Source organism: Bacillus cereus group sp. MG9 (assembly GCF_040459995.1).
GTDB classification, from domain to species: domain Bacteria; phylum Bacillota; class Bacilli; order Bacillales; family Bacillaceae_G; genus Bacillus_A; species Bacillus_A mycoides.
In genome coordinates this window covers 971,418-993,325 of the sequence record NZ_JARVHC010000001.1, presented here as the reverse complement: position 1 = coordinate 993,325, position 21,908 = coordinate 971,418, and the positions used below count along the sequence as shown (strand labels likewise).

Below are 21,908 nucleotides of genomic sequence, written 5' to 3'. Positions count from 1 at the left end.
ACATGGATGTTACACTATTACTTGGAGGGGATTTTTCATGACTAAAAAAGGATCGACATTTAATACCTATTCAGAAGAATTAAAGTTATCAGCTGTTCAAAGTTATTTAAACGGAGAAGGAAGTTACAATATGATAAAGGAAAGATATCAGATTAGAAGTTCTACCCAACTTAACAATTGGGTCAAAAAATATAAAGAATGTGGTGAGATTACAGATACTCGCGGGAAAAATGGGGGAATGAAAGGTATACCAAACCCTCTAAAAGGAAAACGTGTTTATTTTAAGACAATTGAAGAGGAACGTGACTACTATAAGGCACAGGTTGAATATTTAAAAAAGCAGTATCCAAATCTATAAATGGAGGTGTACTAAAATATAAAGAGAGATATCATATCATTGAATCATTAAAGACAAAGTATCCAGTTATATGGCTTACGAAATTTGCGGGTGTACATCGTTCAAGTTACTATAAATGGATTCATACCAAAGGTATGAAAAACATACGACTAAAATCCGAGAAACGATTAAAAAAGGTAATACGATCTATTCACGTAAAGCACAAAGAATATGGTTATCCACGTATGAAAATCGCTTTACAGGAAGAGGGATATTTTATAAATCACAAAAAAGTATATCGCTTAATGAGTGAGCTCAATATTCAATCTATTATTCGAAAGAAGCGTCGCTTCTTTAAAGGGAACTATTCCAATATTTTTCCGAATGTTTTAAACCGTGAATTTAAAGATCGCCAACAAAATGAGGCACTTGTTACAGATATTACTTACCTACGATTCCAAGAGGGATTTCGGTATCTTTCTGTTGTACAAGATGTTTATAATAACGAAGTTGTTTCTTGGAAAATATCTACGCGCAATGATAATGAACTTGTATTAGATACGATTGAAATGTTGGCACAAAAAAGAGATGTGCGTGGAACCATTCTCCATTCAGATCAGGGATTCCAGTACACATCTCATGCCTACAACAAACGACTTTCCGATTTAGGTATCATTGGTAGCCACTCTCGCAAAGGAAACTGCCATGATAACGCTTGTATCGAGTCATTTTTCTCCCATTTTAAATCGGAGATGTTGTATTTGAATCATTTTAAAACAGAAGAAGATTTAATACAAGCAATTGAAGAATATATTTACTTTTATAACTATAAACGGTTCCAAAAACGACTCAACCATCGAGCTCCGATAGAATATCGAATCTCGATGGCTGCTTAGTCTTTTTCATACTGTCTACTTGACAGGGGTAAGACCAAACTTGGGCTGTTTTTTAATATAAACTGATACTTTTCTTGCTGGTGCAAAAACTCTAAAAACCTTGTAAGTACGCTCTTAAACTTGGACACACTGATACTATTAATTTAGCAAAGGTTTGCACCAGAACCTTATTTTTTAATCAACATTATTTAACTGACTCTACTTGTTTTTCTAATTCTATTCCAAGAAATTTAGCAAGTTCAAGCATACCAAATTGATTAGCTACAGACTCTGCGTCAGAATTATAGTTTGTGTTTGTATTAATATCATACGTATAAATTGTTCCATCCGAACTGCGAATAAATTCAATACCAGCAACGGTAATTTCATTTTCTTTCAAAAATTCTTTGTATTGTTCAATAATTGGCTCTTGGAAGTCCGATATAATTTCAAATTTTGTTGACGACTCTTTCTTACTCTCTTCTCCTACTGGGCAAAAAGCATCTTGAATCGAGCATGCATCTGCCGGGCAAAGCTCAAATCCTTCTGATGTATCTACTTTAACTGCATATACAAACTGACCGCCTACAAACTCACAACGTGTAATATATGGTTCTGGCGCTTCAATATATTGCTGGATTAAAGTAATTCCATCAATAGGTTCTTGAAATGTCGGACCATCCAAATATTGTTCTAAAGCATCAATAGAATGAAACAGTTGAACACCAAGGCCTTTACCTGCACGGTTATGCTTTGTAATGAACGGTACTTCCCCTAACTCCCTTGCTGCTTTTACTATATTATCACGGCCAACAGCACCAATTGTTTTTGGCACTTGTATCCCAAAATTTCTTAATGCTGCATATTGATTCAATTTACTTACTTCAAGGTGTAATGCTCGAGACCCATTAAATACTGTTCGTCCGTATCCCTCTAGCCAAGCAAGAACCCCTTCAGTCAATTCAGGTGCATATCGATGCCCTCTCGTATGTGAAGAAGCACTCATGCGGCTATAAAAAACACCTTGGGGAGGTTCTTGTTCTAACGAAACAGTTCCTTCATCTAAAAACCACTCCTCATAAGGTAACTCCAGTTCTTCCAACCTTTTCACTAAATGATTCGTCCATTCCTTATTCTCATGTAATATGTAAATTTTACTCATTTGTAATCAATTCCTTTCTTTTTGCTTCAACTAACGGCATCACTTTTTCAGAAAATCGTTTCATCTCTTCAAGCTGTGGCGAAAATTGTAAAAGTAATAACGTAACACCCACTTTTTCAAAAGCAAGTATCCTTTCTGCAATTTGTTCTGGTGTTCCGATTAAATTAGGACGTAACCCGCGATTAGATACGGAATAATCATTTAGCTTCACTTGCTGTTCCAAATGCGATTTACTAATAAAGTCTTGATAACCCGCGTAACCTAAAGCATCGTCTTTCACATCCGTTATGCGTCTCCATTCCTCTAATGCCTCTTCTTCTGTATCACGACAAATGACGTAAGCCGCAAGCCCGAGTGACTGCAATGGCTCCTCTGTGACTTTCTTTCTACGATTCTTCATATCTTCTATTTTCACAAATACTTCTTCCACTGTTCCGCCATGCATTACATATGCATCCGCGTGATTTACAATTACTTCTTTTCCTCGCTCACTCTCACCACCTGCATAGATCTTAATGCCTTGTTTCTGCACAGGTTTTGGACTTAAATGTGTATGATGAAGCTCATAAAAGTTCCCTTTATAAGAAAACTCTTCTTCTTTCCAAAGCTCTTTCAAAACTGTTACAAATTCCTCTGTACGATCATATCGTTCATCATGTGCGGTAAATACCCCGCCGTACTGTCTCGCTTCTTCTTCCCACCACGCTGAAACTACATTCAATGTAAAACGACCATTACTTAATTGATCAATATTTGCTGCCATTTTCGCTGTAACTGCTGGATTGTGAAAACAAGGTCTTACAGCTGTCATAACCTCTAATCGATCTGTTACCGCAGCAAGTGCTGCCGCAGTTGTCCATGCTTCCAAACTTGGTGCTGAAACACCTTTTATATCATTTAAGTTTAATTCCGCAATAAGTGTTGTTGAAAAACCTAATTGTTCTGCCGCTTGCGCTGTTTGTTTTGCATACTCAAACGTAGGTGGCATAGATTCATCATCTACATTTCGAAGCCATCCCCCCAAAATCGGTAACCAAAAACCAGACTCCACTACCTATTCCCCCTTTAACTTTTAGCCATAAAAAAAAGCTACTCTTAACGAAATAAGAGTAGCCTTCTTGACTAAATGAACCGCTCTTATCTTTCAGGTGTTTTTTCACCTGCAGGATTTGGCACCTTTCGTCTAAAACGAGGTTGCCGAAGTTTCATAGGGCCCGTCCCTCCACTTCTCAACATAAGAATTGTTTGATTTCCATTTATTATAATCATCAGAATAATAAAACTCAATACTTTAATACTTATTTTTCCGATAAACATTAAATGATATATGAAAAACCATATTGTTATAGAGGTTTATAAGGGTATTGTGTTGTTTTACTTGCGGATATATAAAGGGCTATGTTGTATCATGTCGAAAACATCATTTATAACCAAGTTGCTTTACTTCTATCTTAAAAACACAGAAAAATAAATATCAATCAAATGAGGTGTTAGTAACATGAAAAATAAACGATGCGAGAATTGTGGTTCTACTACATTTAAAGAAGGAAGGGTTGGATCTGCTTATCATGCATATGTTTGTGAGGATGAATCTAGTAGATTCTTTTCAGGAGGGAAACGTTCCAAACTATTAACCACATTTTGTTTAGAGTGCGGTGAGGTGCAATCATTTAGAGTTGAAAAACCGGAGATATTTAAAGAATAAAATAATACTAATTACATATTATGCAGATGTTTATTAATGATACAGTAGGAATGATAACAACGGACGATTTCGCTACAACTAGAGTAAATACACCAATCATATGAATAAAAAAGCAATGATGGTAGCATTCAAGCATTTCGCCTACCTTTAGAATTAGAATATTGGGTACTTTCATCTATAGGTGCTGCTTCACTAGGAAAAATCCGTTCCTCTGTAAAGTTGTTTTCGGGATAATAGACACTAAATTTCATGTTAATACAAATAAACAAGGAACCTATTAGTCGGTTCCTTGTTTATTTAGCTAAAGCAGACTTCTTTGGAGAACCCAAATAAAAGTTAAATCAACTCCTATTTAACATTTTCCTTCAGATATATGACAGTAAAGAATACATCATCACGGCATCAGCAAGCAAAAGTGTATTCTGCATTTCTGAAAACAGTAGATGGTAGATTGTGACCTGCTGAATCTGCTAAGAAAGAATATACAAGAACATCCTTAACATCATCTTTATTTCCACTAATGATGACATCAAGAAAATCTTCTATTTCGAATTCTGGCGTAAACAACACAATCTTAGTTGTTCTGTTTGGTTCTAAAGAAACAAAAGTACGAGAGATTTCAACTAATTCATTTTGAGTTGGGAAAAAAGTGTTTCGACTTCTCTTAACAGTTACCGTTACATTACTAGTATGGCAGCGTGAATCATTGTTTAACATAATGTTGAGAGCAGTTGGAATAATCCCATTTTCAGAAACTGGAACTCGAAACACTCCAGTAGATTTATGAGCCATATAATCACATCCTTTCAAAATAAAATATATTTACAATATATTAGATGCAAGAAACGTTCATTTTGATATGGACAAATTATATGATTAATATATCTATAATAACCCTTGGTATTACTAAGACAATGATTTAAAAGATTAAAAAATATCGTGAGAACCAATCGAATGTATATTAAAAGGAAAAAGAATAAGGTGTCTAAAAGATTACCTATTTTGAGCCAATAATGAGACATTATGTTAATCTTATATGTATAGTTGCACAAAATTGAGAAACTTAAGGAGACAGATCAATTTTATGAGAAAATCATTCATATTACTTACTTTAATTCTAGTATTAGTCAGTGTTACGGCTGCTTGTACACAAGATAAAAAAGATAGTGCCGTTGAAAATGGTCCAATAGAAGAACCAACCGCAAAAAATGAAAATGAAGAATTAATAAATTTTGAAGAAAAAGAAGATATGAGCCGCTTGGAACAAGGTATTTTATTAGTTGGTGAGAGTGTTAAAGGAGGCTATTACTTGGCCACCGTTCAAAGTGCATATTTAAATGCTAACAACGATTCCGTCGTTGTTAATGTCTCTGTAAAAAATGTACGAGGTCAAACGATTGGACTATCAGAATTAAAATATAACCTAAAAGATAAAAAAGCCGGAAAGGCCTATGAAGGAAAGGTGCTTGATCAAAACCCTTCTGATATACAAGTTAAACCAAATGAAACGGTAGAATTAAAAATAGCTTTTGAAGTAACAAGTACCGCAGATGAATATATGTTTTATATTGAAAGCTCTTTAGATCCTCTAGGAGCACGCTGGAAAATCGATAAGTTGCAATCACAAAAAAACTAAGTCTCAAATAAGCAAAAAGCAATGAAAAATTTGATATAGATACAAATGAATAATATATAAACATAAAACCATCGATTTAATGAATCGTTGGTTTTTTCAAAAAATGCTCCATTAAAAACTAGGAGACAAAAAAGAACTAATCCCTAGAAGAGATTAGCTCAATACATCAAAAGCTATTATAGTACATAGTTTTATGAGCAAACATTATATAATGTTGTATGGGATACATAACCTGTCATCCCTTTATATGTAACTTTTAACCACTGTTTAGAATTACTGTAATGACCTTGAACATATTCACCAGTTACCCATGTTCCAGTAATTTTCGCACCATCATTAAATGTATGTAAGACAGGTGATCCAACAGTGTAACCACTGCGCATCTTTGCACCATATACACCTACCGTACCTCCCTTTGCACAAGCTGCTACTACAGTTTTATTTTCAGTAGTATTCGTAGCCGCAAAAGCAGAGCCGTTAAATGTAAACAAAGTAAACATAAAAGCTGTTAATAAAGTACAAATAGATAAGCGACGTAACAAAATAAATTCCCCCTTTTTTTATAATATATTGCTTCACAAATGATTATCTTAAATATTCTAACTATTTTCAATATATTAATGTTGAGAAATATTAGTTGTAGTTTTGAAATAATATTTTATCAAAAATATTAACAAACTCATATTTTACAGAGAGAGCCCCGAAAGAAGTCTTCTACATATTAACTATAAAAAAAACCTCCACCATAAGGTAGAGGGGATCTTCTCATTCCTATTTCAAACTACCCGCAATCTCCGTAAAGATAACTCCAAGCGCATGTGCACCTGCATCTGGATATCCTAAACTTCTTTCACCAACTGTACCGGCGCGGCCCATGCGAGCTACGATTTCTTTCGTATACTCTGCGCCTTTAACCGCGGATTCTGCACCTTTTTCGAAGGCAGTTTTCACGTCTGTGCCGTTTGAAGCACTGTCAATCCAAGAATCTACACATGGAGCAAGTGCATCAACAAGTGTTTTATCACCAACTACCGCTCCTCTACCGAACGATCTTTCACCGATAGATTGTATGCCTTGAAGTGCCGCTTGCAATATTTCAGCGAACTCTTTGGCTGTTAACTCACGTTTTTCGCCTGCTGCCTTACTAGCTGCGCGGAATGCTCCGCCCCAAATTGGACCAGAAGCGCCGCCGCAATGTTCCATAATAATCATTGAACAACCGTCAAGGAATGATCCGATCGTTACATTCTCTTGATCTACAATAGAATGCCACTCACGCTTTAATTGCTTAAATCCTTTTGCAACACTCATTCCGAAGTCTCCGTCACCTGCATGTGTATCTAACTCACAGAACGGTACTTCATTTTTAATAATAATGTCACTCATTTTATCAACGAGATAAATCATGTTATTTAATGTAATGACATTATCTTTAATAACAGCGTGCTCTTCCGCTGTTTCTATTTCGAAGGAAACTTCCTTCTCTTCTACATCTTCAAGCACATTCACGTACTCTACACTTTCAACTGGTCCATCTACTTTAAACGCTGGTGTATTACACTCTTTCGATAACAACGTTTTTAACTCGTCATCTAACTTCATTACTGTTAAAGACATACCTGCCATATCGATACTCGTCATATAATTACCGACGAATACTCTATTAATTTTAATGTTTCTATCAGCTAATTCTCTCGTAACTGCATTATTAAATAGATATAGTTCTTGCAGTGGTGTTCCGCCAAAACCATTTACTAGAAGCGCGATTTCCTCACCATCTTTTACTCCTAAATCTTTTATTAAATCATTTGTCATACGGTTAGCTAATTCATCTGCTGACAGCGTTTTTTCACGTTTAATACCTGGTTCACCGTGAATACCTACGCCGTATTCCATTTCATCTTCTTCAAGTGTAAAAGTAGGTGATCCGCTCGCTGGAACTGTACAAGAAGTTAATGCTAAACCGATTGTACGCACGTTAGCCGCTGCTTTTTCCGCTACAGCTTTCACCGCTCCTAAATCCATTCCTGCTTCCGCAGCTGCACCGGCAATTTTATGAACTAAAATAACTCCCGCAACACCGCGGCGTCCTACTGTATACAGGCTATCTTCTACCGCAATATCATCGTCTACTTTTACGTAGTCGACTTCAATTCCATCTTCAGTCGCTAAATGTGCACCGTTTTTGAAATTCATAATATCGCCGCTATAATTTTTAATAATTAATAACGTACCTTTTTTACTAGCTGTCTCTTTAATCGCTTGATATACCTGAATTTGTGAAGGAGAAGCAAACACATCTCCGCACACTGCCGCATCCAGCATTCCTTTTCCGACTAGACCTGCATGCGCTGGCTCATGACCACTACCGCCGCCGCTAATTAACGTTACTTTATTTTCATTCATTTCTTTCTTCTTAATAACTTTATACTTTTTCAAAAACTCAAGCTCTGGATGAGCCATAACCATTCCGTTGCACATTTCCATTACTAATGTTTCTGGTTTATTTATAATCTTTTTCATTGTGATTCTCCCTCAATTCCTTTAATATATTGTGATATATTTGAAATCTTCTTCTTACTACTCATGTTAAAATGAAAGCGTTTTATAGTAAACGGACAAAATGGACAATCTGTCTAAAGACGCTTCTTTCGTTTATAGATAGAATTTTTATATTAATAACATTCTAGGGATGATTTAGATGACCTCTTCTATAATTTCTAAAAAGATAATCGCGAATTCATTGAAATATTTAATGGAAACAGAGTCGTTTCATAAAATATCAGTAAGCGATATTATGTTACACTGTCAAATGCGCAGGCAAACTTTTTATTATCATTTTAAAGATAAATTCGAACTATTAAGCTGGATTTATAAAGAAGAAACGAAAGAAAATATTATAGACTTTCTTGATTATGAAACATGGGAAAACATTTTCGATTTATTATTTGATTACTTTTATGAAAATCAAAAATTTTACCGAAATGCCTTTAAAGTCATTGAGCAAAACTCGTTTAATCACTATTTATTTGAGCATACGAAAAACTTATATATGAAGATTATTGATGAATTATCTATGAGCTGTGGATTCAGCCTTTCTGATGAGACAAAAAATACGATTGCCTCTTTTTATAGTCACGGCTTCGTCGGAACGATAAAAGATTGGATTGAAAGCAAATGCGAAGTAGATCCTTCCATTATGTCTTCTCTCATGAAAAATATGATAAACAATCAATTACTACTATTACTGGAGCAATCAGCAAAGTAATTAAAGGGTGGCAAAAGCAATGAAAAAGATTATGAATGATGTACAAAATATCGTTCAAGATATGATGCATGGCTTTTATTTTGAACATAACGACAAAGTAAATTACGACGAAACACATAACATCATTTATGTAAAAGATATCGAAAAACTGAAGCAAGACGTCGCGATTATAAGCGGCGGTGGTAGCGGACATGAACCTGCTGATATAAGTTATGTAGGAAAAGGAATGCTTACAGCGGCCGTAAACGGCAACATTTTCACTCCGCCTACAGTGGAACAAATTACAATGGCAACTCGCCTCATGCCAAAAGATAAAAGTATTTTATTCATCATAAAAAACTTTAAAGATGACGTAGAAAACTTTTTAGCGGCAGAACAAATCGCAAAAGAAGAAGGAAGACAAATTGACCACATCATCGTAAATGACGACGTTTCAATTGAAGATGATGCTTCGTTTAATAAAAGAAGACGCGGCGTCGCTGGTACTGTTTTCATTCAAAAAATAGTAGGCGTGGCCGCTGAGAGCGGTCATTCTTTAGAAGAACTAACAGCACTTGGCCGTTCTGTCATCCAAAACTTACACACATTAGGAGTCGCCCTTTCACCTGCAAATGATCCAGTACAAGGAAAAGCTTCATTCACATTAAACGACGATGAAGTCTTTTACGGCGTTGGTATTCATGGCGAAAAAGGTTACCGCAAAGAAGCACTAGCCTCTTCTGAAATATTAGCGATTGAACTTATGAACAAACTAAAAAGCATTTATCGCTGGAGAAAAGGTGACAACTTCGCCATCCTCATTAACGGACTCGGTGCGACACCATTAATGGAACAATACATTTTCGCAAACGATATTCGCCGTTTATGTGAGCTGGAAGGCTTACATGTGAAGTTCGTAAAGGTTGGTACCCTTCTCACTTCTTTAGATATGAAAGGTGTTTCGCTGAGTTTACTTAAGGTAGAGGATTTGGATTGGGTGAAGTGGTTGAAGGCGGATGTTGGAGCGAGTGGTTGGTAACAATAAACTAAACATTATGATGATTGAACGTTTAGTAATCAAAAGTACTGACTTATATGAAGAATGTATAAATCTTAGGTATCTGTAAATAAATAGAAGCATACATACTATTTGCAAGTTATCCACCAGTTTCGAAATGCGGTTATCCAGTCGGAGAAAGGCACCTTAATGTGTCTTTTTTTTATTTTCAAAAGGACCTGCTCAATTATTGCGTAAAAAACATAAAGTAAATTGAATCCGTTAAAATACATGAGTGACCCCTTGTTTTCCCCTCTTATTAAAGGAGGAACTATTATGGGATTTGGTGGTAGTTGTGGCGGCTGTGGATTTTCTGGCGGCTTTGCTTTATTAGTAGTATTGTTTATTTTATTAATCATAGTTGGAGCTTCTTGCTTCTGCTAAACAAACTATCGGAAAAGACACTCTTATATGGGTGTCTTTTCTTTGTAATAAAAAACTCTCCATAAAGGAAAGTTTTTAGGTTTATACATTCAAGTCATCCAAATTAGTTATTTATACAGCACCTTATCACTTTCGGTCTTTAGTGTGACATACAAATAATCCTTCTCCTACACAAAGTTGCTCAACTAACTTTAATTCCTTAGATCCGAAACTTATATAATTAAAACACTCATCATAATAGGGTGATTTAAATAGATAGGATAAGGTGATAATCCTTCATCATTTAACATATACACTCGTTTTCCATCTATATGAAGAGCAGGTTGAGACTCTTTTAGTAAGTATTGAGATAATTGAACACTTAACACATTTACACCTACCTATCATTTAATACATAAACTGTTTCTATTAAGTTAGAAAAGGAGGATGCGCCATTCACATTTTACCGTGTTTGAGCTTGGAGAACTAGAATCATTTTATCATACAAGGACATAATCACCTCACTGAAGGATTACAGGTCTTCCAAATAAAGCTGGATAATAAATTAACATCGCACCTACAAATGAACACACTAAACAAAAAATAGCCTCGTATTTTATGACTAGAGACGAATTGTTATCAAGCTTTTCTTCCTCTCTTTTAAATATCATTTTAAATAAAGCTCTATATAATAAATACCCAACAATCGCCCCGAGGGTGTTCGTAAATAAATCATCAATATCTGTAATTCTATTATTTAGTAATTGATTTAACTCAATTGCCAATGAAAAAAAGAATCCCGCACATACGGTGTTTTTCAGTTTTCTAAAATGCGGCCAAATAGTCGGTAATAAAAAACCTAACGGCATAAACAGTAAAATGTTCAAAAGATACGTAGTACTACCTGCAGTATCAAATAGAGTCAAGTTGATTTGACTTACACGAATCCACGTTTCATATCTACTTATATCCCATACAGTCGCGATTTGCGTCACCTTATACACTAGCGAAAGGTAGAACAGAAAAACATATACCCATAGAAAATGCCGAATAGATATAGTTCTTTTCGCTTTAAAATAAAATCCAATTTGAAACACAATACAAAAAATAATAGTAAAAAAATAAGTATACAAATAACCCATCAAAACTCCTGTATGCATGTAGAATCCCCTAACTTTACATTTTCATCTATGACTTTTTCGTTTTTAGTCTTCTTCTTGATGTAACTCATTTATAGGATAGGAAAAACTTTTAAAATAAAGAGCGGGGTAAACATTAAATTTTTCTTAAATCTTCACATGCAACCCTTGTAGTATTTTCATCAATACAGTATATATAATCATGTGAATCGTTTGTTCAGTTAAAGTCTGACTCAATCAGATATACTTATTCTGACAAGAGGAAAACAGTAAGCATGAATGAAAAGGTACTTGATGAAATTAGATGCTTCTAATAAAATCGCGAAAGAAACGATTAATGAATTATATTAATTAAGGGATTGCCACATGGCAATCCCTTAATTTTTTTCATACAACACAAAAGCGAGGAAAGTAGCTACTTTCCTCGCTTTTAAAAACGCCGATTGATGTGCGCTGATTAAAGTTTCACTTTATTCCTTCTCATCTCTCATACTGTAATACCCTAAATTAATAATAACTAAGAAATACCCACCCATAATTCCAGCAGCTAATGTCCACATGAAATCATGATGTTCAATTTCATACATAATAATCGCGCCGAGTATTGCAGCTGCAAACCGATTCATCATTCCAAGCATCGGTGCTTTTTCTTTTTTTACAATGCTATCTCCGAACTTTTCAATACGCCTTCCTAAAATCCAGGCGCAGTACATACTCACTAAAAGGCCAATGCTTATCCCTACAAACTGGGCTGAAAAAGGTGTGAGCAACCATCCTAATAACATCACGCCTAGCAAACAATATATTTGTATGTTAAATGATCTTAATGCCATACGAATCATGTTATGCTCCTTATCTTTCTCGTTATATTTCCGTATCATCAATCCCATCTTTCGGACTTCAAACTTTCCGATATATCTTTTTTAAAATGGGGGAATTTGATTTTGCTCACCATTAAATAAGCGAGTACGCATGTGCCAAACGCCACGGAAACTGGATTATTCATGAGGCATAAAATGAGGAGACACATTGCCGCGAATGGAATTGGCATGCCTATAAATGTCGGGAGTTTGCTTTGCTGCGTGTTAAATCTCGCAAGCCGCAGCATTCCACAAACACTGTAAGCAAGCGCACATATCATCCCGATAGACTGCAAATCTTTTAACGCGATACTATATGCAAGAATAGAAGGTGCCACACCAAAGGTAACTAAATCCGCAAATGAATCTAGCTCCCCACCAATTTCCGAAACAGAATCAAGTTTCCGAGCGACCATGCCATCAAAAAAATCAAATAACATACCTGTAATAATAAAAACTGCCCCCAAATACATATCGTGAACGAGGACAGCGTAAATAGCCAAAAGCCCACATACAAAATTTGCTATCGTAATCATATTTGGTATGTAACTCATAACAGGCTTCTCCTCCTTTCTACTAATTGCTTCATCAAGGTTCTTACTCATTACAATCAAGATCCTTCTGTTTTTCTTCCAATATCACTTTATTTATTTTCGTTAACGTATCCGTCATTTGCTCTAAAGCATTTATATTGATTTTAGAAAAGTATTTCTCAATTAATACATCATCTAACTCAGACAACCGCTCTATATACTTACTACCGTTTGGACCAAGTGTAAGGAAATACTCCCGTTTATTATTAGGGTTTACTTGTTTCGAAATCATTTTCTGCTTTTCCAATTTCGATAACACTTGGCTCACAGCACTTTTCGATATATTAAAAGTAGTCGCAATGTGATTTGCTGTCGTATTTTCATTTAAATTAATATGAAATAGCATGCTCTCTTGCTGTCCTGTAAGACCGTACTCATCTTTCAACTCCTGAAATAGTAAAATGTAGAATTCATTATAGGCTCGGTTCATTTCATTAATTACTTCTTTATATGATCTAGTCATAGCATTCTTCCTCCAGTTATGCTGTTATTTCGTTTTGTTAAATAGTTAAGTTTACTTAACTTAACTATATTATACTGTTATGTTCGTGTAAAGGAAAATATAGCTCCATACTTTATTCACAATGAAAAAAAGAAGACATCTTAATTGATGTCTTCTTTTTATACTTAAGATTTCAAACTCTCACCATTCGTCTCAATTACTTCTTTATACCAATTGAAACTGTTCTTCTTCGATCTTTTTAATGAGCCTTTTCCTTCATTATCTTTATCAACGTATATATATCCGTAGCGTTTTTTCATTTCTCCAGTAGAGGCACTTACAAGGTCAATTGGGCCCCAGCTTGTATATCCGATAATATCTACTCCATCTTGGATTGCTTCGGACATTTCAATCATATGCTTTTGCAAATAATCAATACGGTATTCATCATTCACTTCGTCTTCACCATTTAATTGATCGATTACACCGAGACCATTTTCAACAACAAATAAAGGTTTTTGGTAACGATCGTAAAGTTGGTTCGCTGTAATACGGAAGCCTTTCGGATCAATCGTCCATCCCCACTCTGATTTTTCCAGATATGGATTTTCAACAGAACCGAATACATTCCCGCTCGTTATGCTTTTTAATACTTCCGAATCTGTACTTGTTGCTCGGCTTGAATAGTAGCTAAATCCGATATAATCAACTGTATTATCTCTCAAGATTGACTCATCGTCTTTTTCCATTTCAATCGTCAAATTGTTGTCTTTAAAGAAACGTTTCGCATACCCAGGATATGCTCCTCTTGCTTGCACATCAATGAAGAAGAATGATTCACGGTCTTGTTCCATCGCGCGTAAAACATCATCCGGATTGCATGTATATGGATACGTTGCACCAGCAGCAAGCATACAACCGATTTTTGCATCTGGAATAATTTCATGACACGCTTTCACAGCTAACGCACTTGCGACAAGCTGGTGATGCGCTGCTTGATACTGAATTTGTTTTTTATTCTCACCTTCTTTAAATGCTAACCCTGCTCCCATGAAAGGTAAATGTAAAAGCATATTAATTTCGTTAAACGTCATCCAATATTTCACTTTATCTTTATATCTATTAAAAATCGTTTTTGCATACGCCTCAAAGAAGTTTACAAGCTTTCTACTTCTCCAGCTTCCATACTTTTCTACTAAATGAACAGGAACATCAAAGTGCGCCATCGTAACGACTGGTTCAATTCCATGCTTTAACAGTTCATCAAATACGTTATCATAAAACTGTAATCCTGCTTCATGTGGTTTTTCATCATTACCATTTGGGAAAATACGTGTCCAAGCAATAGATACGCGTAACGCTTTAAATCCCATTTCTGCAAACAGAGCAATATCTTCTTTATAACGATGATAAAAATCAATTGCTTCGTGTGATGGATAAAACTCCCCTTCTACCGGTGTAAATGAATGAATATTCCCTTTCATAATATCCCAACGATTTTCACCAGTTGGCAATAGATCAACTATCGTCAATCCTTTTCCATCTTCTAAATATGCTCCTTCAGCTTGATTGGCAGCAATCGCGCCGCCCCATAAAAATCCTTTAGGAAAAATAACTTTAGACATATAGAAAAACTCCTTTATATAAGAATTAACGAGGAAAGGCATTACAATTTTTAAAGAATACCTTTCTTCGTTTGAACCTGTATGAAATGTAACTACTATTTAACTGCTAACTCTAGTAATGAATCTCCTGCTTGAATCTTTTCTACTTCCGTTTTTTTAATGCTATATTTATCATAATTTGTAACAACAACTGGTGTTGTCACAATATAACCCGCCTTTTGAATTTCAAATATATTAAACTCAATAAGTAATTGCCCTTTTTCTACTCTCGCTCCTTGTTCAATATGAGAAGAGAAAAATTCGCCATTTAGTTTCACAGTATCCATCCCAATATGGATTAAAATTTCAGCGCCTGAATCCGCCGTAATTCCTACTGCATGATTCGTCGGGAAAAGCGCAGAAATCGTACCTGATACTGGTGAAAACAACTTTCCTTCTGAAGGCTCAATCGCAACTCCTTCACCTAACGCACCTGATGCAAATGCAGCATCATCAATATGTTCGAGAGGCTTAACTACACCATGAAAAGGACTAAAGATTACTTCATCATCGTTTGATGCAGCAATTTTATTAATTGTTTCAACTGTTTCTGTAGAAGCTTTCTTTTTAGTAAAACCAAATAAGTAAGTAAGAACAAAACCTAATATTAAGGAGACAACCATCGCAATAATCGCTCCCCAAAATCCAGCCGTGATGCCTTCTTTCGGACTAATAAATGTTGGAATCGCAAATATCCCAAGACCACCTGTCATATAAGCTTGCGTACCGAATACGCCAAGTATTCCGCCGCCAATTCCTCCCGCAATACAGCTCATAATAAACGGCTTTTTAAGAGGAAGTGTAATACCATAAATCGCTGGTTCTGTAACCCCGAAAATACCCGAAATAAAAGCTGGAATACTAAGTGTTTTTAATTTCTGGTCTTTCGTTTTCATCCAAACTCCAAGAACAGCCCCAATTTGAGCAAATGAAGTAGCGAATATGAGCGCTAATATAGGATCAATACCGTGCACTGCTAAATTATTATAGCCAATCGGGACAATTCCCCAATGAAGTCCGAAAATAACGAGCACTTGCCAGAAAGCACCAAGTACTATCCCTGCTACTAATGGACTTAAATTATAAACCCAAAGTGTAGCCTGTCCTAAAAATTGACCTGCCCACGTCGCAATCGGGCCAATCACAAGAAATGTAACTGGTACAACGATAAGTAATGTGAAAAATGGTACTACAAATGTTTTAACAACATCTGGAATTACTTTCTTTAAATTTCTTTCTACTTTCGATCCAAAATAAGTAGCGAGAATAATTGGAATAACTGATGACGCATAATTCATTAAAATAACTGGTATTCCTAAAAACGTAATATGAATTGGTGATTCAAACATCGTTCCCGCAAATAGCGTATATAATGGCTCGCTTGCTTTTAAACCTGATAAAGCCGGATAAACTAAAGCTCCCCCAATTGCCATACCAATGAATGGTGATCCTCCAAATTTCTTACTTGCTGTATATCCTAGGAAGATTGGGAAGAAATAAAATAACGAATCCCCAACCGCGTTTAATATTTGATACGTCCCTGACTGAGTACTTAACCAACCTAACGCTACAAATAGTGCATTAAATCCTTTAATCATCCCTGTTGCAGCTAACACCCCTAAAATAGGAGTAAAAATGCTAGAAAGAATATCTATAAGACTACTCTTTTTCTTCTCACTCGTAGCTTCCTCTTCTGTTTCTTGAAATCCTCCGGCAACAATAACCGCTTTATACACGTCGGATACATGGTTACCAATAACAACTTGATACTGTCCACCGCTTTTCATAACAGTCACAATATCTTCCATACTTTTCAGTATTTCCGTATTTGCTTTCCCCTCATCCTTTAATTGAAATCTTAAGCGAGTCACACAGTGAACAACACTATGTACATTTTCTTTTCCACCTACGTTTTTCAAAATATCCTTTGCTAATTTTTCATATTTCATAATAGGTTCCCCTCCTTATAATCATCCCATTTATCATTTATAAAAGAAAAAACCTAAACTAACTCTAATGACGTGATACATACGAATCACTCCATTAAAAGTCAATTTAGGTTTTGCCTGCCAGCCAGTAACAATCCCGATTTATTCAATTAGATAACTCATTACGCTTCGTTACACGATGAATGTGCAACGTTACATACACTTTTTCATCTTTTGAAAGATGACTATTATGCGCTTTTCGTAAGTATGCTTCAATTTTTTCTGTACAACAATATGCTTCATGATACTTACTTTTCACTTGCTCATATAAAAAATCATCATCTGCCGAATTTAATTCCTTCTGCATTAAACGTTGAGCAAAATATCGTAAATGCGTTACAAACCGACTATAATTAAATGAATTTTCATCTAAGTTCATCTTATAGTGGTACTTAACAACATTTAAAATATCTTGGACGATTTTCGTCATCGCCACCGTTTGCTGCATCGCCGGCTCTCCTTGCTGCGCATTAACGAAATGTAGTGCAATTGACCCTGCTTCATCTTCAGAAAGTCTAAACCCAGTCTCTTCTTCAATAATATGTAAAGCTTGTAGACCGATTTCAAACTCTTTCTGATAGAATCTCTTAACTTCCCAAAGCAAAGTATTTTTGAGATCCATTCCTTCTTTATGCCTAGTTAAGGCGAAACTTAAGTGATCTGTTAATGTAAGATAAATATAATCACTTAACTCCCCCGGCAAAACTGTCTTAGCGAATCGAATAATTCTCTCTGTAATTTCTAAATTCTGCACAGGAATTTCAGTTAACAATCTAGCAAGTTTCTCTGATAATTCTTTTGTTTCTAGCACAAAGGTCTTTTCTATCTTAGATTCATCAATAGTATCGCCTACTTTTTTCTGAAATCCTAAACCTCTGCCCATAAGTACAACTTCTGTATCATTATCCTTCATCGTACAAACAACATTATTATTTAAGATTTTATGGATTCTCATATTGTTCCGCCTTCTTTTTCTACTAAAGTCACAAAGGGTAATAAAAAAACCTAAACTGATTCCAAAAGCCACACTACACACGTAGCCTCTAGATCAATTTAGGTTTTGCCTGCCGAACAGTAACAATCCTTTTACTTATTAACTTACCTTTATTATACACAACAAGTAAGCGGTTGCAACAACGAATTATTGAACATTTTTTTACAAGGGAAAACAAAGGCATAATATTTAGTTTTTTCAAATTCCATATAGACCCATTTTTGGTTAAAATGTTATAATTAAATCACCCTACATAGTTACTCATAGTCAGACTGAGAAACTAGCGTCTTATTAAGCAATGCGCATAACTCCAATAAAAAAGACACTCTTATATGGGTGTCTTTTCTTTATCAATTAAAAAGGATGCGAACCCAAGCCTTTAGCCATAATTACAACTAAGGCTTTTTCTATATAAAAAATAAAACATAGTAAAAATAGAATACTCACTTAAATTGTCTTTCACTTTACAAATTATATCCAAAAAGTTGGATAGCTTCTTTTACTACTCATATTATTAATGAATAAAGCAATAACCACAATAACCACGGAACCAACTAAAACTGGTGTTACTAAATAACTCCAACTGTTTGCCCCTAAAATAACGATAATTGGATCGGCCCCTGCCGGAGGATGCGTTGTTCTCGTTAACATCATAACGGCTATTACCATCCCCACTGCTAAAGCAATTGTCCAATATTCATTCCCAAACAAATGATATATTGATAGACCAATGAAAGTTGAAATTAAATGTCCTCCAATAATATTACGCGGCTGAGATAGCGGTGCATTCCAAACTCCAAACGCTAATACACAACTCGCTCCAAATGGAGCCATTAGCAATTCTGTAGAGGTTATACTCGTTAAATATGTTAAGGTGAGAATTGTTAAAAATCCCCCCAGTAGTCCCGTTAAAGAATCCTTTATATTTACTTGTAATGGACTTCTCCCTTTCCCTTTCATTTTTGAAAAATATCGTACACTTATTGGCTGAGCCTCTTTCTGCTTAGCTGCTGTTATATTATCCATCGTTTCCTCCTTTATCCCGCTATTCGCGGGGATGGACACCCCACTAATTAAAGTTTCACTTTATTTACCTACAATTATAACCCGAATTAACTAACCTGTAAATATCAATTTTAGGGGTTAGTTTAAAGGTCAAAAAAAAAAAAAAAGGATCAACTGTTATAAGTTGATTCCCTAAACCTCTTCAGATTTTCGATCCTGAAATTTTGCCACCTTTTTCCGGTTTCCACATATTTTCATAGAACACCATTTTCGTTTTCCACTTTTATCTATAAATAATAAAACACAATCAGGGTTTGAACATCTTTTAAGAGAAATAAGCTTATTCTCTGCTATTAACGTTAAAGTATCAAATGCAATTAACGATACGAGAACATCCTCAATTTCTCCAACTGGGATGGGTACGAGACGCTGTTCAATGACTTTATATGTAAATGGCGCCTTCTCAATTTGTTTTTCTAAATACACAATAAAATCATTAGAAATTTCGTGCTGATCAGCAATTGCTTCGAACTGTTTTCTCAGTACCTCTCTTATTTCTAATATGCTAGATGTAACTTGATTCATGCGCTCTTGGAGCACCATTTCATTGTCAAAAGGAATATTCTCCTTTACTACATGTAGCCATTCTAATACATCTTCATCTGTTATTAATAAATCATAACGTTGTCCACGCCTAACTAACTCTGTATTCACTAAATCTAATGAGAGATTTCCAGATATAAGCGGGAATTGTTTTGTTTCCTGCATGTACTCATCACCTACTCTTTAACCAATCATATTCTAAAGCAATATGACGGTGCAACTTTTTATAAATTCACATCCAGAAAGAAAGCCCCATGGCTAAAGCACCCCATTCACATTTAAAAGGATCACGTATACCTTCTCCCCTAAAATAACCAAAACCCATTTACAAATCTATAAAAGTAGATATAATATCCTTATGGAACCTTTATTAATTTATAAAGCATTGTCAAATGAAACAAGATGTCAAATTTTATCATGGTTGAAAAATCCAGAAAACTATTTCGATGAAAAACCTTATCTAGAGCAAGACCTTAACTTTCAAGTTGGAGTGTGCGTAGGAGATATCCAGCTTAAAACTGGCTTAGCCCAATCGGTTATTTCTAGTTATTTATTAACTATGAAAAAAGCAGGACTACTAGACTCTGACCGAATTGGAAAATGGACATACTATCGTCGAAATGAAAAAACAATACGAGAGTTTTCTGAATACGTTCAAAACGAATTATAAAATGAAAGCTAATAATCAATCTACATATCAATTGATTATTAGCTTTCACACATTCTGCTTTTTTACAGGTATCCAATTACTTTTTTATAAGATTGCACTACCTATAAAAGCAAGAAACATAGAAAGGAGAAAATTTTTTAATATATCATATCTAGTTATTTAGATATCTGTTATTGTATTTAAAATTACATAGTCCTGATAATATTGGCATCCAATCATACTTGTAATAATGCTTCTTTGTTAATGAATTTACTTTCAAAATACCGATACGAATGGAGAGTTTTATAAATGAAAAAAGTAAATCCTTTACTTATTCTGACACTCGCAATAGGTGTGTTCGGAATTATTACTACCGAGATGGGTATTGTCGGCGTATTACCACAAATCACTCAAAAATTTGGAATTTCAACTACACAAGCTGGATTTTTAGTAAGTATATTTGCACTAGTTGTTGCTATTTCTGGTCCGTTTTTAATTCTGCTCGTCTCTAGTATTAATCGCAAAATAATTTTATTAACAGCAATTTTTGCATTTGTTATTTCAAATATAATCTACGCTTATACAACACAATTTGAAATCATGCTTATTTTTCGTATTTTACCGGCAGCACTTCACCCACTCTTCTTTTCAATTGCTCTTGTAACAGCTGCTAAACTTGTCCCTCCAGAAAAGAGCGGTCAAGCGGTTACAAAAGTTTTCATGGGAATTACTGTTGGCTTTGCTTTAGGTGTACCACTAACCTCTTACCTTGCAGACCAATTTTCACTCGAAATTGCTTTCTTATTCGGAGCACTTGTTAACACTCTTGCATTCATTGGAATACTAATCCTACTTCCTTCTATGCCTGTTACAGAAAAAATGTCTTTCGGCAAACAAATTCGTATACTCGGCAAACCAGGATTATGGTTAAATATTTTAACCGTCACATTCCTTTTTGCAGCCATGTTTTCCGTATACAGCTACTTCGCCGAGTACCTTGCAAAAGTAACTTCCATGAATGGATCTCTCATCAGTATCATGCTATTCATATTTGGCATAGTTATGATTTTAGGCAATCATTTATTTGGTAGTCTCCTGCAAAAAAGTATAGTAAATACAGTAATATTATTCCCTATCCTATATTCTATTGTTTACATATTGGTTTATTATTTAGGTTCCTACCTTGTTCCAATGATTTTTATCGTATTCATTTGGGGAATCGTACATGCTGGTGGATTAATTGTTGGTCAAACATGGTTAATAAGCGAAGCAAAAGAAGCGCCTGAATTTGGTAATAGCCTATTCGTTTCATTCTCAAATCTCGGAATTACTTTAGGAACAACTATTGGAGGCTGGTTCATTTCAAACTTAGGTATTCACCAGCTTATTTGGAGCGGATTCATTTTCACACTACTCTCATTTCTGTTAATTATAATAAAACTAAAATTTTTCAATTCTAATAGCCAAGCTTCATTATCAAGCTAGTACATTTTCAGTTTCAAATTTTATAAACTAAAAAGTATAATGATCAAAGCCTTTAGCCATAATTACGACTAAAGGCTTTTTTGTATATAAAGTGAAACTTTACT

General features: G+C 34.9%; 23 protein-coding genes, 1 pseudogene and 1 riboswitch. Of the genes and pseudogenes, 9 read left to right on the top strand and 15 right to left on the bottom strand.

The window, feature by feature from the left end; translation table 11 throughout:
• Positions 1 to 37: 37 nt before the first annotated feature.
• Positions 38 to 1,233 (top strand): IS3 family transposase gene (locus tag QCI77_RS05020; protein ID WP_353824603.1). Its coding sequence is split into 2 segments (ribosomal slippage): positions 38 to 344 and positions 344 to 1,233, totalling 1,197 coding nucleotides; the frame shifts between segments, so codons are not numbered across the junction.
• Positions 1,234 to 1,417: 184 nt separating this feature from the next.
• Here QCI77_RS05020 and QCI77_RS05015 read toward each other — a convergent pair.
• Positions 1,418 to 2,374 carry an ATP-grasp domain-containing protein gene (locus QCI77_RS05015; RefSeq protein ID WP_353824602.1) on the bottom strand — a complete coding sequence of 319 codons (957 nt, stop codon included), beginning with the start codon at positions 2,372 to 2,374 and terminating at the stop codon, positions 1,418 to 1,420.
• A complete protein-coding gene (locus tag QCI77_RS05010; RefSeq protein ID WP_353824601.1) occupies positions 2,367 to 3,425 on the bottom strand; it encodes an LLM class flavin-dependent oxidoreductase in 1,059 nt (352 codons plus the stop codon). The genes QCI77_RS05015 and QCI77_RS05010 overlap by 8 nt, the downstream gene beginning before the upstream one ends.
• A gap of 83 nt (positions 3,426 to 3,508) precedes the next feature.
• Positions 3,509 to 3,615, bottom strand: a riboswitch (SAM riboswitch).
• Between the two features lie 257 nt (positions 3,616 to 3,872).
• Here QCI77_RS05010 and QCI77_RS05005 point away from each other — a divergent pair.
• Positions 3,873 to 4,079 (top strand): hypothetical protein, encoded by a 207-nt coding sequence (locus QCI77_RS05005; protein ID WP_002035364.1) that lies wholly within the window; start codon positions 3,873 to 3,875, stop codon positions 4,077 to 4,079.
• A gap of 35 nt (positions 4,080 to 4,114) precedes the next feature.
• Positions 4,115 to 4,360: pseudogene (locus QCI77_RS05000) on the top strand (hypothetical protein); the annotation flags it as partial.
• Positions 4,361 to 4,481: 121 nt separating this feature from the next.
• Here QCI77_RS05000 and QCI77_RS04995 read toward each other — a convergent pair.
• Positions 4,482 to 4,871: a hypothetical protein gene (locus QCI77_RS04995; RefSeq protein WP_002125705.1), complete on the bottom strand. Its 390-nt coding sequence runs from the start codon at positions 4,869 to 4,871 to the stop codon at positions 4,482 to 4,484.
• A 292-nt stretch (positions 4,872 to 5,163) separates the two neighbouring features.
• On the opposite strand from QCI77_RS04995, the gene QCI77_RS04990 reads away from it, so the two are divergent.
• Positions 5,164 to 5,715 carry a DUF4352 domain-containing protein gene (locus QCI77_RS04990; protein WP_353824600.1) on the top strand — a complete coding sequence of 184 codons (552 nt, stop codon included), beginning with the start codon at positions 5,164 to 5,166 and terminating at the stop codon, positions 5,713 to 5,715.
• Between the two features lie 191 nt (positions 5,716 to 5,906).
• On the opposite strand, the gene QCI77_RS04985 is transcribed toward QCI77_RS04990, so the two are convergent.
• Both QCI77_RS04985 and dhaK read right to left on the bottom strand, forming a co-directional pair.
• A complete protein-coding gene (locus QCI77_RS04985) occupies positions 5,907 to 6,257 on the bottom strand; it encodes an SH3 domain-containing protein (protein ID WP_000946188.1) in 351 nt (116 codons plus the stop codon).
• Between the two features lie 229 nt (positions 6,258 to 6,486).
• Positions 6,487 to 8,238 carry a dihydroxyacetone kinase subunit DhaK gene (dhaK, locus tag QCI77_RS04980; RefSeq protein WP_353824598.1) on the bottom strand — a complete coding sequence of 584 codons (1,752 nt, stop codon included), beginning with the start codon at positions 8,236 to 8,238 and terminating at the stop codon, positions 6,487 to 6,489.
• Between the two features lie 178 nt (positions 8,239 to 8,416).
• On the opposite strand from dhaK, the gene dhaS reads away from it, so the two are divergent.
• The 3 genes from dhaS (at position 8,417) to QCI77_RS04965 (ending at position 10,403) form a co-directional block, all read left to right on the top strand.
• The gene (gene dhaS / locus QCI77_RS04975) at positions 8,417 to 8,983 is read left to right on the top strand and encodes a dihydroxyacetone kinase transcriptional activator DhaS (RefSeq protein ID WP_002166228.1); all 567 of its coding nucleotides are present in this window, start codon (positions 8,417 to 8,419) and stop codon (positions 8,981 to 8,983) included.
• Between the two features lie 19 nt (positions 8,984 to 9,002).
• Complete coding sequence (gene dhaQ / locus QCI77_RS04970) at positions 9,003 to 10,001, top strand: DhaKLM operon coactivator DhaQ (RefSeq protein WP_353824597.1); 999 nt, start codon at positions 9,003 to 9,005, stop codon at positions 9,999 to 10,001.
• 294 nt (positions 10,002 to 10,295) lie between these two features.
• Complete coding sequence (locus tag QCI77_RS04965; RefSeq protein WP_000505673.1) at positions 10,296 to 10,403, top strand: YjcZ family sporulation protein; 108 nt, start codon at positions 10,296 to 10,298, stop codon at positions 10,401 to 10,403.
• 212 nt (positions 10,404 to 10,615) lie between these two features.
• On the opposite strand, the gene QCI77_RS04960 is transcribed toward QCI77_RS04965, so the two are convergent.
• From QCI77_RS04960 to QCI77_RS04915, 10 genes are all read right to left on the bottom strand, one after another.
• Positions 10,616 to 10,771 carry a hypothetical protein gene (locus QCI77_RS04960; protein WP_353825804.1) on the bottom strand — a complete coding sequence of 52 codons (156 nt, stop codon included), beginning with the start codon at positions 10,769 to 10,771 and terminating at the stop codon, positions 10,616 to 10,618.
• Positions 10,772 to 10,903: 132 nt separating this feature from the next.
• Positions 10,904 to 11,542 carry a VanZ family protein gene (locus QCI77_RS04955; RefSeq protein WP_353824596.1) on the bottom strand — a complete coding sequence of 213 codons (639 nt, stop codon included), beginning with the start codon at positions 11,540 to 11,542 and terminating at the stop codon, positions 10,904 to 10,906.
• Positions 11,543 to 11,991: 449 nt separating this feature from the next.
• Positions 11,992 to 12,363 carry an ATP synthase subunit I gene (locus QCI77_RS04950; protein WP_353825757.1) on the bottom strand — a complete coding sequence of 124 codons (372 nt, stop codon included), beginning with the start codon at positions 12,361 to 12,363 and terminating at the stop codon, positions 11,992 to 11,994.
• A 38-nt stretch (positions 12,364 to 12,401) separates the two neighbouring features.
• Entirely contained in the window at positions 12,402 to 12,986 is a 585-nt protein-coding gene (gene pssA / locus QCI77_RS04945; protein WP_033708850.1) for a CDP-diacylglycerol--serine O-phosphatidyltransferase, read from the bottom strand.
• Positions 12,979 to 13,437 (bottom strand): MarR family winged helix-turn-helix transcriptional regulator, encoded by a 459-nt coding sequence (locus QCI77_RS04940; protein WP_353824595.1) that lies wholly within the window; start codon positions 13,435 to 13,437, stop codon positions 12,979 to 12,981. Before QCI77_RS04940 ends, pssA begins: the two co-directional genes overlap by 8 nt.
• A 164-nt stretch (positions 13,438 to 13,601) precedes the next feature.
• Positions 13,602 to 15,041: a 6-phospho-beta-glucosidase gene (locus QCI77_RS04935; protein ID WP_353824594.1), complete on the bottom strand. Its 1,440-nt coding sequence runs from the start codon at positions 15,039 to 15,041 to the stop codon at positions 13,602 to 13,604.
• Positions 15,042 to 15,136: 95 nt separating this feature from the next.
• Positions 15,137 to 17,029: a beta-glucoside-specific PTS transporter subunit IIABC gene (locus QCI77_RS04930; protein WP_088031146.1), complete on the bottom strand. Its 1,893-nt coding sequence runs from the start codon at positions 17,027 to 17,029 to the stop codon at positions 15,137 to 15,139.
• A 145-nt stretch (positions 17,030 to 17,174) separates the two neighbouring features.
• The gene (gene licT, locus QCI77_RS04925) at positions 17,175 to 18,023 is read right to left on the bottom strand and encodes a BglG family transcription antiterminator LicT (RefSeq protein WP_289403210.1); all 849 of its coding nucleotides are present in this window, start codon (positions 18,021 to 18,023) and stop codon (positions 17,175 to 17,177) included.
• A gap of 510 nt (positions 18,024 to 18,533) precedes the next feature.
• The gene (locus tag QCI77_RS04920) at positions 18,534 to 19,088 is read right to left on the bottom strand and encodes an HPP family protein (protein WP_353824593.1); all 555 of its coding nucleotides are present in this window, start codon (positions 19,086 to 19,088) and stop codon (positions 18,534 to 18,536) included.
• A gap of 171 nt (positions 19,089 to 19,259) precedes the next feature.
• The gene (locus QCI77_RS04915; protein ID WP_353824592.1) at positions 19,260 to 19,835 is read right to left on the bottom strand and encodes a CGNR zinc finger domain-containing protein; all 576 of its coding nucleotides are present in this window, start codon (positions 19,833 to 19,835) and stop codon (positions 19,260 to 19,262) included.
• A gap of 193 nt (positions 19,836 to 20,028) precedes the next feature.
• On the opposite strand from QCI77_RS04915, the gene QCI77_RS04910 reads away from it, so the two are divergent.
• Together QCI77_RS04910 and QCI77_RS04905 are read left to right on the top strand one after the other, a co-directional pair.
• On the top strand, positions 20,029 to 20,340 hold the full coding sequence (locus QCI77_RS04910; RefSeq protein WP_113769034.1) for an ArsR/SmtB family transcription factor: 312 nt from the start codon (positions 20,029 to 20,031) through the stop codon (positions 20,338 to 20,340).
• A 288-nt stretch (positions 20,341 to 20,628) separates the two neighbouring features.
• Positions 20,629 to 21,804, top strand: coding sequence for an MFS transporter (locus QCI77_RS04905; protein WP_353824591.1), 1,176 nt, complete (start codon positions 20,629 to 20,631; stop codon positions 21,802 to 21,804).
• Positions 21,805 to 21,908: the final 104 nt, after the last annotated feature.

What these genes read in the sequence shown, in the direction of transcription:
- QCI77_RS05015 (WP_353824602.1), bottom strand. Translation starts at nt 2,374, where the DNA reads ATGAGTAAAATTTACATATTACATGAGAATAAGGAATGGACGAATCAT.
- QCI77_RS05005 (WP_002035364.1), top strand. Translation starts at nt 3,873, where the DNA reads ATGAAAAATAAACGATGCGAGAATTGTGGTTCTACTACATTTAAAGAA.
- QCI77_RS04995 (WP_002125705.1), bottom strand. Translation starts at nt 4,871, where the DNA reads ATGGCTCATAAATCTACTGGAGTGTTTCGAGTTCCAGTTTCTGAAAAT.
- QCI77_RS04990 (WP_353824600.1), top strand. Translation starts at nt 5,164, where the DNA reads ATGAGAAAATCATTCATATTACTTACTTTAATTCTAGTATTAGTCAGT.
- dhaK (WP_353824598.1), bottom strand. Translation starts at nt 8,238, where the DNA reads ATGAAAAAGATTATAAATAAACCAGAAACATTAGTAATGGAAATGTGC.
- dhaS (WP_002166228.1), top strand. Translation starts at nt 8,417, where the DNA reads ATGACCTCTTCTATAATTTCTAAAAAGATAATCGCGAATTCATTGAAA.
- dhaQ (WP_353824597.1), top strand. Translation starts at nt 9,003, where the DNA reads ATGAAAAAGATTATGAATGATGTACAAAATATCGTTCAAGATATGATG.
- QCI77_RS04965 (WP_000505673.1), top strand. Translation starts at nt 10,296, where the DNA reads ATGGGATTTGGTGGTAGTTGTGGCGGCTGTGGATTTTCTGGCGGCTTT.
- QCI77_RS04955 (WP_353824596.1), bottom strand. Translation starts at nt 11,542, where the DNA reads ATGCATACAGGAGTTTTGATGGGTTATTTGTATACTTATTTTTTTACT.
- QCI77_RS04950 (WP_353825757.1), bottom strand. Translation starts at nt 12,363, where the DNA reads ATGATTCGTATGGCATTAAGATCATTTAACATACAAATATATTGTTTG.
- pssA (WP_033708850.1), bottom strand. Translation starts at nt 12,986, where the DNA reads ATGAGTAAGAACCTTGATGAAGCAATTAGTAGAAAGGAGGAGAAGCCT.
- QCI77_RS04940 (WP_353824595.1), bottom strand. Translation starts at nt 13,437, where the DNA reads ATGACTAGATCATATAAAGAAGTAATTAATGAAATGAACCGAGCCTAT.
- QCI77_RS04935 (WP_353824594.1), bottom strand. Translation starts at nt 15,041, where the DNA reads ATGTCTAAAGTTATTTTTCCTAAAGGATTTTTATGGGGCGGCGCGATT.
- QCI77_RS04930 (WP_088031146.1), bottom strand. Translation starts at nt 17,029, where the DNA reads ATGAAATATGAAAAATTAGCAAAGGATATTTTGAAAAACGTAGGTGGA.
- licT (WP_289403210.1), bottom strand. Translation starts at nt 18,023, where the DNA reads ATGAGAATCCATAAAATCTTAAATAATAATGTTGTTTGTACGATGAAG.
- QCI77_RS04920 (WP_353824593.1), bottom strand. Translation starts at nt 19,088, where the DNA reads ATGGATAATATAACAGCAGCTAAGCAGAAAGAGGCTCAGCCAATAAGT.
- QCI77_RS04915 (WP_353824592.1), bottom strand. Translation starts at nt 19,835, where the DNA reads ATGCAGGAAACAAAACAATTCCCGCTTATATCTGGAAATCTCTCATTA.
- QCI77_RS04910 (WP_113769034.1), top strand. Translation starts at nt 20,029, where the DNA reads ATGGAACCTTTATTAATTTATAAAGCATTGTCAAATGAAACAAGATGT.
- QCI77_RS04905 (WP_353824591.1), top strand. Translation starts at nt 20,629, where the DNA reads ATGAAAAAAGTAAATCCTTTACTTATTCTGACACTCGCAATAGGTGTG.